Here is a 12,023-nt window from a genome sequence, read left to right on the forward strand (position 1 = left end):
CATGGAAATTCTGACGGGCAACGAACTGACCTCCGGCGCCACGGTTTATCTGAGCGAAACCGGACTATGGGCGGTCGATCTGCAGGCAGCGCGGCTGTTTTCCAAGGACGAGACGGAAGAGCGTGATGCGGCACTGGCAGCGAGCAAGGCGACTGGCCGCATCGTGAGTCTGGAAATCGAAGATGTGACCGTGGAGGCCGGAGCCATCGTGCCTAAGCGCCTGCGCGAACGGATCAGGGCCGCGGGACCCACCGCGCCCTATAGTTTGAACGGCGCAAGCCACAACCGCCAGCATCTGGATGAGGACGGTTATGTATCGATATGACGAATTCGACTCGGCTTTCGTGGCCGGGCGCACCGCGCAATTTGCCGATCAAGTGAAGCGTCGCCTGTCGGGCGAAATGAGCGAAGAGCAGTTCCGGCCGCTGCGGCTGATGAACGGGCTCTATCTGCAATTGCATGCCTATATGCTGCGCATCGCCGTGCCCTATGGCACGCTGTCCTCGCGGCAGATGCGCAAATTTGCCCATATCGCCCGCACCTATGATCGCAGCTACGGCCACTTCACTACGCGGCAGAATATCCAGTTCAACTGGCCCAAGCTGCGTGATGTGCCGAAGATCCTTGAGGAGCTGGCGAGCGTAGAAATGCACGCCATCCAGACCTCGGGCAATTGCATTCGCAACGTCACCGCTGATCATTTCGCCGGCGCCGCTGCCGATGAAATCATCGATCCGCGGCCCATCGCCGAAATCCTGCGGCAATGGTCGAGCCTGCATCCCGAATTTTCCTATCTGCCGCGCAAGTTCAAGATTGCCATCACCGGCGCGACCAGCGATCGCGCCGCCATCCGCTTCCACGATATCGGCTTGCAGGCCGCCACCAATGGGGCCGGCGAGATCGGCTGGGAAGTATGGGTTGGCGGCGGGTTGGGGCGCACGCCGATGATCGGCAAGCTGATCAACAGCTATGTGCCCAACGAAAATCTGCTGGCCTATCTCGAAGCGATCATGCGCGTTTACAACCGCTATGGACGCCGCGACAACAAGTTCAAGGCGCGCATCAAGATCCTGGTGCATGAGGAAGGGCTCGAGACCATCAAGGGGCAGGTCGAAGCCGAATTCGCTGAATTGCGCGGCGGCGTGCTGACGCTGCCCGCAGACGAAGTCGACCGCATCACCACCTATTTCGCGCCGCCGCCGCTCAAGCCGCAGAGTGTCACCAAGATCGAGGTGGCTTACCAGTCGATCATCGACCCGGCCTATGGCCGTTGGCTCGACCGCAACATCAATGCCCACCGCGAACCGGGCTATGCCTCGGTGACGATTTCGCTGAAGCCGGTGGGCGGCGCACCGGGCGATGCCACCGACAAGCAGATGGATGACATCGCCGATATCGCCGAGGCCTATGCCTACGGCGAGCTGCGCGTCACTCATGAGCAAAATCTGGTGCTGCCGCATGTGGCGCTCGCCGATCTGCGCGCCGTGTTTGATGCACTGGTCGCAACCGGCTTTGCCGATGGCAATGCCGGGCTGATCACCGACATGATCTGCTGCCCCGGGCTCGATTTCTGCGCCCTGGCCAATGCCCGCTCGATCCCCATCGCGCAGGACATCGCCCGCCAGTTCGCGTCGCCCGAGCGGCAGGCCGAAATCGGCGAGCTCAAGATCAAGATTTCCGGCTGCATCAATGCCTGCGGGCATCATCACGTCGGCCATATCGGGATTTTGGGCGTCGAGAAAAAGGGCGGCGAGCTGTACCAGATCACCCTGGGCGGCGACGCCACCGAGCAGGCTGCCGTGGGCAAGATCATCGGCCCCGGCTTTGAAGCCGAGCAGGTGCCGGCGGCGATCGAAACTTTGGTGGACACCTATATCGCCAACCGCCGTGGGCCAGAGGAAACCTTCATCGCCGCGTATCGCCGGTTGGGTGAAGCTCCGTTCAAGCAGGCGCTTTATGGCAATGCTTGAGGTTTCTCTCTTCCCTTCTCCCCTTGAGGGAGAAGCTGCCCCGAAGGGGCGGATGAGGGGTTTTGCGGCCGCCGCGACGTTGAAGCATGGGGGAGCGCAGCACCCCTCACCCTGCTGCTCCGCTGAACGCGGATCAGCAGTCCCTCTCCCTCAAGGGGCGAGGGGAAGTCCGGTGTTCTTGGAGACTATTCATGGCCTTGCCTAACCCCGCCCACGCCCCCTCGCATGACAAGCTGCGTGCTCTTGGCATTGTGGCGCTCAATGGCATGTTTGACGAAATGGATGCGGTGGGGGTGCTGCGCTATGCCACCAGCGAGGTGCTGCCGGGCGATCTGGCGATTGTCTCGTCCTTCGGCGCGGATTCAGCCGTGCTGCTGCATCTGGTGGCGCAGGTCGATCCGTCGATGCCGGTGTATTTCCTCGAAACCGGCAAGCATTTTGCCGAGACGCTGGCCTATGTGGAAACGCTCAAGCAGCATCTCGGCCTGATCAATGTCCACGCCATCCATCCCAGCCCCGCCGATGTGGCGCGCTTCGATCCCAAGGGCGACCTCTGGGAGACTGACCCCGATTCTTGCTGCCATATTCGCAAGACCGAGCCGCTGGAGCCGATCACCGAGCAGTATGGTGGCTGGGTCACGGGCCGGAAGCGCTTCCAGACCAAGGAGCGCGGCGTGCTGCCGCATTTCGAGCTGACCACCGACGAGCGCATCAAGGTCAATCCGCTGGCCTATTTCAATGATGCCGATGTCAATCAGTACAAGATCGAGCACGGTCTGCCCGAGCATCCGTTGTTCGCCAAGGGCTACAAGTCGATTGGCTGCGCGCCCTGCACCTCGGTGGTGGCCGAGGGCGAAGACCCGCGCGCTGGACGGTGGCGCGGCCTCAACAAGAAGGAATGCGGCATCCATTACGATTTCAGCGGCGCTATCGCCTCGCCGATGCAGGCAGCCCGGCATAATTTGTGGAAGGATGGCGGCTTCATCGCCGATCCGTTCCATGACTGGACCGAGGACAGCGATGCGGCCACGGCCAGCTATCTGCATGTGCCGCTGGCGGTGTTCCTGACCAATCGCGCCGCGTTTCTTGCCAACCCGCATCCGCTCGGGCTGCTGGTGTCACCGGGCGACCCCGTCGAGAGTGTCGAGCAGGACCTGGGACGCTTTGCCTCAGTGGCGATCAAATTTCCTGCATTCACCGATGGGCGCGGCTATTCCACCGCCCGTTTGTTGCGTGAACGCTACCAATACGGTAATGAAATCAGGGCCGTTGGCGACGTTTTGCAGGATCAGATTCCGCTGATGCGCCGCTGCGGCATCACCGCATTCGTGGTCACTCACGAGCCGACGCGGCAGGCCCTGATCGAAAACCGGCTGCCTGAGGTGGCGATTTTCTACCAGCCGGCCGGCACCACGGAAATTCCGCTCGGGACGCGCCCCTTCCTTCGTCGCGTCTCCTGAGGTAAGTGGAACGCGTTTATCAACTATTCACGGCGGCATTTGTCATGCGCGCCGGGACACATTGAGATTGTTATGAGCACTGAAATTACCACCGATGTCGTTGTGATCGGCGCGGGCCCCTGCGGGCTGTTCGCGGCCTTCGAACTCGGGCTGCTCGATCTCAAATGCCATTTCATCGACATTCTGGACCGCCCCGGCGGGCAGTGCGCCGAGCTGTATCCCGAGAAGCCGATCTACGATATCCCCGGCTTCCCTGTGATCACCGGCCAGCATCTGACCGACAATCTGATGGCCCAGATTGCGCCGTTTGCGCCCGAATTTCATTTCAACCGGATGGTCAATTCGATCCAGAAGCTGGACGACGGCTCGTTCAAGCTGGAAACCGACGCCGACGAGATTTTCTACGCCAAGGTCGTGGTGATCGCGGCTGGCGGTGGCTCGTTCCAGCCCAAGCGCCCGCCGGTTGATGGCATCGAAGCCTTTGAAAACAAGTCGGTTTTCTATTCGGTCCGCAAGATGGACGACTTCAAGGGCCAGGACGTGGTGATCGTCGGCGGCGGCGACTCGGCGCTCGACTGGACGCTGAATTTGCAGCCCATCGTTCGCTCGCTGACCCTGGTGCACCGTCGCGCCGTGTTCAAGGCGGCCCCGGCCTCGGTCAACAAGATGCAGGAGTTGGTGGGCGAGGGGAAAGTCAATTTCCTCACCGGCCAGATTGCCCGCCTTGATGGCGCGGACGGCCAGATCGATCACGTCCATCTGGCCACCGATGCCGGTGATGTGGCCTTGCCGGCGACGCGGCTGCTGCCGTTTTTCGGCCTGACCATGAAGCTGGGTCCGGTCGCCGATTGGGGCCTTGAGCTGAACGACAACACCATCGTCGTCGATACCGAGAAGTTCCAGACCTCGGTGCCGGGAATTTTTGCCATCGGCGATATCAATTCATACCCGGGCAAGCTCAAACTGATCCTCTCCGGTTTCCACGAAGCCGCGCTGATGGCACAGGCCGCCAAGGCGATTGTGTCGCCGGGCGAGCGGGTGATTTTCCAATACACCACCAGCTCCACCAAGCTGCAGAAGAAGCTGGGTGTCGCCTGAACCATGAAAATTCTGGTCACCGATCAAACCGGTGAAAATCACGAGCTCGAAGGGCTCGAAGGCTGGCGCGTGATGGAGGTCATCCGTGACTGGGGCCTCAACATCAAGGCCGAATGCGGCGGCGCGCTGAGCTGCGCCACCTGCCATGTCTATGTCGATCAGGACTGGCTCGACGTGGTCGGCCTGCCCAGCGACGAGGAAGAGGACATGCTCGACAGCGTCGGCGATGTCCGGGCCAATTCGCGCCTCTGTTGCCAGATATTGATGAGCGACGCGCTGGACGGGCTCAAGGTGACATTGGCCCCAAGCGCCGCCAAGGAATGACAAAAAAGCCGGGCAATGCCCGGCTTTTTCTTATTCGGCAGCGAGTTTGACGGCGTGATCGCCGTGGCGCTCGACGAAGGCGGCAAACTTCTGCACGAAGCCGAGCAGCAGGGCCTTGGTCTCGGGGCTGGTGATGTTGAACTCCGCGTCGATCAGCTCGGGCGACGATTTCAGGAAAATCTCCGGCTGGCCCATCAGCACCATGTCAAGATGCGGCAGGATCACGCGCAATTGGGTCTGGGCTACGGCGGTGCCGATGGCGCCGCCCGAGGTGCCGGTGACGGCCACGGGCTTGCCGCCCCAGGAGCTTTTGCCCCATGGGCGCGAACCCCATTCCAGTGCGGTCTTGATGACGGCCGAGAAGGAGCGGTTATATTCCGGCGTCACGATCAGCACGCCATCGGCGGCTTCGATCTTGCGCTTGAGGTCCAGCACCGCGGCAGGCGGATTGGCCCACAGATCATTGTTGTAGTGCGGCAAGGCGCTGAGATCGACAAAGTCGAACTCCAGCAGCGGAGAGGCCAGCTTGGCCAACGCCTTGGCGTATTTCAGGTTGATCGAGGACGCGGACAGGCTGCCGATGAGCACGGCAATGGTAGTCATGGACAAACTCTAACTGTTGGGAGACGCGCCGAAGCTATCGGCGAGGCGGAGGCCAGGCTCAACGCGGCAGATTGCAGCACGTTCAGGCTTTGCCCGCGTCGCCGGCCAGTTTGGTCAGCTCGGGAATATAGTCGCGCACGGTGGGTTGGGTCTGGGTCTCAAAGGGCAGGGGGCGCACCACCCGCATGGCGGCGATGCCGACGCGCACAGTCATCAGCCCATTGACCACGCCTTCGCCCAGCCGGGCGGAGAGCTTGGCTGCCAGACCCTGGCCGACCAATTGCTCCACCACCCCGTCGGTGAGCACCAGGCCGCCGGTGACGGCTAAATGGGTCAGGATGGCGCCGGTAAGCCTCCACGAGCCAAAAAAGCCTGGGCGGGCTCCGTAGAGCCGTGCAATGGCCCCCGAGAGGCGAAAGCTCTCATAGATGACGAAGGCAATGTCGACCAAGGCGCGCGGCGACACGGCGGTGACCAGTGCCACGCGGCGGGCGGAAGAGGCGGTGAGGGCCTTGGCCTTGGCGTCGAGCGGGGCCATCAGGCTGCGTTCGGCGAGGGCGACGATTTCGTGGCCGTCGAACAGATGCGGCAGGTTCTGTTTGACGTGTTCGCGGGCTCGCGCCAGATCGGGGCGGCTGGCGTAGATGTCCTCCAACTGCTCGGCGACCTTGTGGGCAAGCTTCTGATCATTGTCGGCGGTGGCTGTGGCGGCTTGCCGGCGCAGCGCATCGAGCACGCGCAGCCGGCGCAACGACAGCATTTCGCGCCCGGCCAGCACGATGAGCGCCAGCACCAGCAGCGCCAGGACCACCAGCCCGGCCCAGCCCAGAATTTCATAGCGAGCGAACAGATCGCGGATCAGTCGGTCGGCGGCCAGGGCGAGGCCGGCCGACACCAGAATGCTCGCCGTGGTCCAGGTCAGCTTGCCGACCCAGCCGAGGCGGCGCGGTGGCGGGGCGATCAGGTCATCATCTTGCGTGGCGTCAAAACTAGGTTCGGCGATTTGCACCGCCGAGGGCTCAAAGGCGCGGGGCGCGCGGACCGCTATGGTTTCGTCGGTCACGGTGGCGGTGGGGCGAGCGATGGGCTGTTTCATGCGAGCCAGTCTCCCACAAGATAGTCGAGCGCCCGGTCGAAGCGGATATGGGGCAGGATGATGTCGCCATTGGCGTTGCGGTCGAGCTGTTGCGGCGGGGTGAAGCGCAAGAAGTTCAGCGCGACCGGTGTGCCGTCCTCGAACAATGAATCCGGTCGTGCCGGCAAGTCTCCGGGAAACAAGGCGATTTCGGTTTTGCCGTCATAGGTGGTGTTGCCCAGCATCTCGCCTGCCATCGGCGTGCCGATAATGGTGGGCAGGGTTTCGCCGCTTTCGGTGATGCTGCCTTCACGCGTCGCGCGAATGCCGGCCAGCGCCATGGATTTGGCCTCGGCCCCGGCGAAGCGCGCGCGCTTGCCGGCATTGGCGACGAGGCGATTGAGAATGGCCTCGAGCCGGTCGTGGCTGGTGTGATGGACGTGGTCGGCCTTGGTGGCGGCAAACAGGATGCGATCAATTTTGCGCACGAAGGGGCGTAGCAGCGGATTGGTTTCGCCCTGGCGGAAACAGCCGAGCACGGCGGTCAGCGCGGTTTCCAGATCGGCTACGGCGGTGGGGCCGGCATTGAGGGCGCGCAGCGTATCGACCAGCACGATCTGGCGGTCGAGGCGGGCGAAATGATCACGGAAGAAGGGCCGCACGATGCGATCCTTATAGGCCTCGTAGCGGTGCTCCAGCATGGCGTAGAGGCTGTCATTGCGGACGCGCTGGCTCGGTGGCGGCAGCGGCGCAAAGGTGAGGGCGGGCGAGCCTTCCAGGTCGCCGGGCAGCAGGAACCGCCCTGGGGGCAGGGTGGACAGCGCGCCATGTTCGCGGCTGCGGCGCAGATAGTCGGTGAAGGCGGTGGCCAGCCGCTCGGCGTCGGGGTCATTGGCGGGCTTGAGCGGGTCGATGCCGGCAAGTTCTTCGAGAAAGGGCGTGGCTTCCTTGCCCGAGCCGGGACGGTGCGCCCGCTCCAGCGCCTCGGTGCTCCACTCGGCAAAGGACAGGCCGAGCAGCGGCAGGTCGAGCAGCCACTCACCGGGATAGTCGACGATATCGAGGTTCAGCGTCGAGGGGCCACTCAGGCCGGAATACCAGCGTTTCGACTGATATTTCAGCACCACCCGCAGCTGAGAGATGCGCCGCGTACTTTCGGGCCAGACCGGGGTCTTTCCGGTCAGCGCGTCGAGATGCTGCTCATAGGCAAAGCGGGGAATGGTGGCGTCGGGATATTCGGCCAGTTTGGCGCCAATAAAGCGGCCCTCGGCCATCGGCGTGAAGCCGGGCAGGCGGCCGCCGGTCAACAGATTGTGCACCAGCGCGGTGATGAAAATGGTTTTGCCGGCACGGCTGAGGCCGGTGACGCCCAGCCGCAGCGTCGGCGTGAACGCGCCGGTGGCGGTGTCGGCCAGATTGGAGAGGGCGATGCCCAATTCGTCGACAATGGTCGTAGGAAGCTGGGGCACGCGCGGGTCTCTCGATCAGACCGGAAGATAGGGATTTGTGGCGCGTGTTCAAGCGGGTAGGCGGCTAGCGCCCTCTGTGTCATCCCAGCTCAAGGCTGGGATGACAGGGTGGGAAGCCTACTGGCCGATCTTGTTCCGGTCGTAGGGCGTGGTCTGGTAGATTTCGTTGATCCAGTTCTGGAACAGCAGATGAGCGTGGCTGCGCCAGCGGTTCTCTGGTGTCTTGCTGGTGTCGCCATCGGGATAGACGTTTGCCGGGGCCGGAATGTCCAGCCCGGCATTGACGTCGCGCTCATATTCGTCGGCCAGCGAACGGTTGTCATATTCGAGGTGATTGAGGAAATGCACCGCCCGGTGCTTCTGGTCACCCAGCATCGAGACGCCGATCTCCGAATTGTCGATCAGCACTTCGAGTTCGGGGCCCAGCGTCGTCCGGTCGATGTCGTTATAGCGCGACACCGGGATCATCGGGCTGTCCGAAAAACCGCGCAGGAAGGGCGAGCGTGGGTTGATCACCTGGTGGCGGAACACGCCGAAAGCCTTCTCGTCCATGCGGTAGCGCTTGGCGCTGTGGAAATGATGCAATGCCGCCTGGGCGCCCCAGCAGATGAACATGGTGTGGTGCACATTGGTCTGTGTCCAATCCATGATTTCGAGCATTTCGGGCCAGTAGCGGACTTCCTCGAAGGGCATGTTGGCGATCGGAGCACCGGTGACGATGAAGCCGTCGAACTTCTGCTCCCGCACCTCTTCCCAGGTCTTGTAGAAGGTATTGAGATAGTCCTCGGAGGTGTGCTTGGACTGGTGCTCGGTGATGCGCACCAGCGTCAGGTCGACCTGCAGCGGGGTCGAGCCGATCAGGCGGGTGAACTGGGTCTCGGTCCGCTCCTTGTTGGGCATCAGATTGAGCAGGCCGATTTCGAGCGGGCGGATATCCTGCCGCGCGGCGCGGGTGGAATCCATCACATAGACGCCCTCGTCTTCGAGGGTCTTGCGGGCGGGCAGGTTGTCGGGAATTCTGATAGGCATATCAGCCTCTTGAGCAGGTTTGATCGAATTGCGATGCAGACAATGCGCGTCTCCCCGTGGGAAACGCGCTATCGCATTCGCTGCTCGATCGCGGCGGCCATGAGATCGATGAATTCGTCGCCGTCGCGCACCATGGCGAGGTCGGAGGCCTCCACCACATAGCCGAAATTATCGGCCAATTGCTGATAGCGCGGCAGGCGGTCATGCAGCAGGGCTTCAAAGCCCCAGGCGCCGAAGCCGAGCGGATCGACGTCGCAATCCTCGATGATGCCGTTGATCAGCTTGTACTCGGCCCATTTCTCCACGAGGAAGGGCGGGCGGTAATACATCGGTTTGGGCGACTGGCGGAAGCGGCGCACCAGCTCGGCGGTGTCCTTCGCCGTGCCGCGAATATAGAGCAGCATGGTCGAGGCCGCGAGCGTCTTGATCACCGGGTCTTCGGGATCGGTGGGGTCGGCAACCTCGATCAGCGAGCCGCCAGTGTCGGCGATGAAGTCCTCATAGCCATAGAGCGCCTTGGCGCGCTCGATGAAGTGCGGCACATCGTGCAGGGCTGCGACTTCGGCGATGCGATGCTGCTCCTGGCGGCGCTGATATTCGGCCAGCGGCAACCCGCCCTTGTCGGGATTGCCCGGCGTGCCGAGATAGGTCGAGAGCGGATCGAGATTGTCGAAGGTCAGGTTGGACGAGATGTAGATCGAGTCCGAGCGCAGCAGCTCGGCCAGGAACGGCACCTTCATCGCCTCGCGCTTGAAATTGTCGACGATGTACTCGCCCATATAGCGCGTGCCGATGCGGTAATCGGCCGAGTAGTGGAACCAGTTGCTGGCGCGCAGCATGGCGCTGAGCCGGGTCTTGCCGACGCCGGCCATGCCGAACACCGTCACCGCCCGGCGCGGGGATTTCACAAACTCATCGGCGCTCGAAAACAACATCGCTGCTCACCACGTCGTGCCCACGCAAGCGGGAATGACGCCGCGGGAAAACTCCACCTGCGTTTACTGCAAGCGCTCCGCCTTCACAAGCGGGCGGCAATTTCTGCCGGTGACAAGGACGCTTCTGCCGAGATGTCGCCACATTCGGCCTCGGTAAAAGCAGAAAGCCCAGCAAAATCAATGTCAGGACGAGTTGGCATCATGCTTGCATCGTTCCTGTCGAATGCGTCTGACGGCGCGAATTGGGTTTACGGAGTTTCTCATGGGCATTTATGGCGCTCTTTCCAGTGCAGTGACCGGTCTTCGGGCCCAGGCGCACGCGCTGGAAAACATTTCGGGCAATATCGCGAACTCGCAGACCACCGGCTATAAGCGCATCGAGACCGATTTTCTCGATCTGATCGCCGATGCGCCGATTTCGCGCCAGGTGCCCGGCGCCGTGCTGGCCCAGTCGCGTGGCACCAATGATATTGGTGGCGACATCAAGACGGTGTCGAACGAGACCTTCATCGCGCTGAACTCCAACGGCTTCTTCGTCGTCGAGCCCAAGATCGGCCAGACGGACGGCAAGGCGGTGTTTGCCGATACCAACTTCTTCACCCGCCGTGGCGATTTCGAAATCGACAAGGACGGCATGCTGGTCAACGGCGCCGGCTACTATCTCAAGGGTCTGCCGATCGATACCCGGACCGGCAATATTTCGGGCTCGGTGCCCGAGGTGATCAAGCTATCCAACAGCTTCCTGGCTGCGCAGCAGTCCAACCGCATCAACTATCAGGCCAACCTGCCGCAGCTGCCCAAGACCACCGGCTATGACAAGGCCACCTTCAATAGCGAGCTGATGCAGCCACACAATTATCCCGGATCGGTGTGGGCGCCGGCGAGTGTCACCGGTACGGTGCCTATGCCTGACGGCACGGTGCCGGCCGCTTCGTTTTTTGTGCCGGGCGAAACCGTCACGCTCAAGATTAACGGCACAAGCACGGTCTTCGAGTTCAATACGACGGTCCCTTATACCGGCACCAACCAGCCGGTGGATGTCTCGGGCGACCTGAATTCGGCAGTGACCAATCTTGAAGCTGCCATTCGCGCAAATGGCGGTCCCTCGGCTGCTTCGGCAACGGTTGATATTGCCAGTGGTGCGCTGAAAATCACGCTGGGTAAAGACAGCTACGCCGACCTCTCGATTGAGAGTGCCCACGCCGCTTCGGGGTTGACTGCTGGCGCGGCGGTGACCGGCCCGAGCCGGCTGAGCATCGATAGCATTGCTGAAGACAAGAACACCCAGTTCCTGGCTAACTCGATCTCTGGCGGCGCCGTGACCGTCTATGCCGAGAACGGCGCCCCGGCCAACGTTCAACTGCGCTGGGCCAAGGTGTCGAGTTCGCAGGCCGGGGGGACGGACACCTGGAACCTCTATTACATGTCCGATAGCCGGGCGACCGGCAGCGCGGAGATGTGGAAGCGCGTTCCGAATGACTTCACCTTCGGCCCGGATGGCTCGCTAAAATCGCCAACAGAACCCTCGGTGCCGTTGACCAATCTCTCCATCAACGGCGTGGCCGTGGGCACTGTCGAGTTCCGCTTCGAAACCAACGGCCTCAGCCAGTTTGCTGACGTCAACGGCACCGCCAACGTGTCCACGCTCAACCAGAACGGCTATGGCGCCGGCGAGTTCGTGTCGGTGGCCATCAACGACAATGGCCGCGTCACCGCGACCTATTCCAATGGCGAGCGCATCGATATGGCACAGGTGGTGACGGCGGAGTTCAACGCCATCAACAAACTGAAGCGTCTGGACGGCGGCGTGTTCTCTTCCACCTCGGAATCGGGCGAGGCCATTCTTGATCTCTCCGGTTCGGGCATTATCGGGGGCGCGCTCGAAGCCTCCAACACCGATATTTCGGACGAATTCACCAAGCTGATCGTGACGCAGCAGGCCTATGCGGCCGGCACCCGCATCGTCAGCACCGCCGACGAGATGCTGCAGGAAGCGCTCAACATGGTCCGCTGAGGCGGGGCTAGACACTAGGGTTCGGGGCAGGACGCCCCGGACTTGG

Annotated in this window: 11 protein-coding genes; 6 read left to right on the top strand and 5 right to left on the bottom strand. The window is 62.3% G+C overall.

All coding sequences use genetic code 11. The features are described 5' to 3' along the window. The first annotated feature begins 1 nt into the window (after window position 1). From ACX3OW_RS06865 to ACX3OW_RS06885, 5 genes are all read left to right on the top strand, one after another. Window positions 2-325, top strand: a complete 324-nt coding sequence (locus ACX3OW_RS06865; RefSeq protein WP_459095015.1) for a DUF2849 domain-containing protein — start codon at window positions 2-4, stop codon at window positions 323-325. Beyond that, window positions 312-1,970: a nitrite/sulfite reductase gene (locus ACX3OW_RS06870; RefSeq protein ID WP_459095016.1), complete on the top strand. Its 1,659-nt coding sequence runs from the start codon at window positions 312-314 to the stop codon at window positions 1,968-1,970. Before ACX3OW_RS06865 ends, ACX3OW_RS06870 begins: the two co-directional genes overlap by 14 nt. Window positions 1,971-2,161: 191 nt before the next feature. After that, on the top strand, window positions 2,162-3,430 hold the full coding sequence (locus ACX3OW_RS06875) for a phosphoadenylyl-sulfate reductase (RefSeq protein ID WP_459095017.1): 1,269 nt from the start codon (window positions 2,162-2,164) through the stop codon (window positions 3,428-3,430). Between the two features lie 72 nt (window positions 3,431-3,502). Further along, window positions 3,503-4,528 carry an NAD(P)/FAD-dependent oxidoreductase gene (locus ACX3OW_RS06880; protein ID WP_459095018.1) on the top strand — a complete coding sequence of 342 codons (1,026 nt, stop codon included), beginning with the start codon at window positions 3,503-3,505 and terminating at the stop codon, window positions 4,526-4,528. A gap of 3 nt (window positions 4,529-4,531) precedes the next feature. After that, window positions 4,532-4,852, top strand: coding sequence for a 2Fe-2S iron-sulfur cluster-binding protein (locus ACX3OW_RS06885; RefSeq protein ID WP_459095019.1), 321 nt, complete (start codon window positions 4,532-4,534; stop codon window positions 4,850-4,852). Window positions 4,853-4,882: 30 nt separating this feature from the next. On the opposite strand, the gene ACX3OW_RS06890 is transcribed toward ACX3OW_RS06885, so the two are convergent. The 5 genes from ACX3OW_RS06890 to ACX3OW_RS06910 all read right to left on the bottom strand — a co-directional run bounded on the left by ACX3OW_RS06890 (window position 4,883) and on the right by ACX3OW_RS06910 (window position 9,963). Further along, on the bottom strand, window positions 4,883-5,455 hold the full coding sequence (locus tag ACX3OW_RS06890; protein WP_459095020.1) for an NADPH-dependent FMN reductase: 573 nt from the start codon (window positions 5,453-5,455) through the stop codon (window positions 4,883-4,885). Between the two features lie 82 nt (window positions 5,456-5,537). Next, entirely contained in the window at window positions 5,538-6,551 is a 1,014-nt protein-coding gene (locus tag ACX3OW_RS06895; RefSeq protein WP_459095021.1) for a YcjF family protein, read from the bottom strand. Further along, window positions 6,548-7,999, bottom strand: a complete 1,452-nt coding sequence (locus ACX3OW_RS06900; protein WP_459095022.1) for a YcjX family GTP-binding protein — start codon at window positions 7,997-7,999, stop codon at window positions 6,548-6,550. The genes ACX3OW_RS06895 and ACX3OW_RS06900 overlap by 4 nt, the downstream gene beginning before the upstream one ends. Window positions 8,000-8,116: 117 nt before the next feature. Continuing rightward, window positions 8,117-9,028: a homoserine O-succinyltransferase gene (locus tag ACX3OW_RS06905; RefSeq protein ID WP_459095023.1), complete on the bottom strand. Its 912-nt coding sequence runs from the start codon at window positions 9,026-9,028 to the stop codon at window positions 8,117-8,119. Between the two features lie 68 nt (window positions 9,029-9,096). Beyond that, on the bottom strand, window positions 9,097-9,963 hold the full coding sequence (locus ACX3OW_RS06910; protein WP_459095024.1) for an ATPase: 867 nt from the start codon (window positions 9,961-9,963) through the stop codon (window positions 9,097-9,099). A 262-nt stretch (window positions 9,964-10,225) separates the two neighbouring features. On the opposite strand from ACX3OW_RS06910, the gene ACX3OW_RS06915 reads away from it, so the two are divergent. Continuing rightward, window positions 10,226-11,977 carry a flagellar hook protein FlgE gene (locus tag ACX3OW_RS06915; protein ID WP_459095025.1) on the top strand — a complete coding sequence of 584 codons (1,752 nt, stop codon included), beginning with the start codon at window positions 10,226-10,228 and terminating at the stop codon, window positions 11,975-11,977. Window positions 11,978-12,023: the final 46 nt, after the last annotated feature.

The organism is Devosia sp. A449, assembly GCF_054489375.1.

Coding starts and splice junctions, on each gene's coding strand:
- ACX3OW_RS06870 (WP_459095016.1), top strand. CDS start 312: ATGTATCGATATGACGAATTCGACTCGGCTTTCGTGGCCGGGCGCACC.
- ACX3OW_RS06885 (WP_459095019.1), top strand. CDS start 4,532: ATGAAAATTCTGGTCACCGATCAAACCGGTGAAAATCACGAGCTCGAA.
- ACX3OW_RS06895 (WP_459095021.1), bottom strand. CDS start 6,551: ATGAAACAGCCCATCGCTCGCCCCACCGCCACCGTGACCGACGAAACC.
- ACX3OW_RS06880 (WP_459095018.1), top strand. CDS start 3,503: ATGAGCACTGAAATTACCACCGATGTCGTTGTGATCGGCGCGGGCCCC.
- ACX3OW_RS06890 (WP_459095020.1), bottom strand. CDS start 5,455: ATGACTACCATTGCCGTGCTCATCGGCAGCCTGTCCGCGTCCTCGATC.
- ACX3OW_RS06875 (WP_459095017.1), top strand. CDS start 2,162: ATGGCCTTGCCTAACCCCGCCCACGCCCCCTCGCATGACAAGCTGCGT.
- ACX3OW_RS06865 (WP_459095015.1), top strand. CDS start 2: ATGGAAATTCTGACGGGCAACGAACTGACCTCCGGCGCCACGGTTTAT.
- ACX3OW_RS06910 (WP_459095024.1), bottom strand. CDS start 9,963: ATGTTGTTTTCGAGCGCCGATGAGTTTGTGAAATCCCCGCGCCGGGCG.
- ACX3OW_RS06905 (WP_459095023.1), bottom strand. CDS start 9,028: ATGCCTATCAGAATTCCCGACAACCTGCCCGCCCGCAAGACCCTCGAA.
- ACX3OW_RS06915 (WP_459095025.1), top strand. CDS start 10,226: ATGGGCATTTATGGCGCTCTTTCCAGTGCAGTGACCGGTCTTCGGGCC.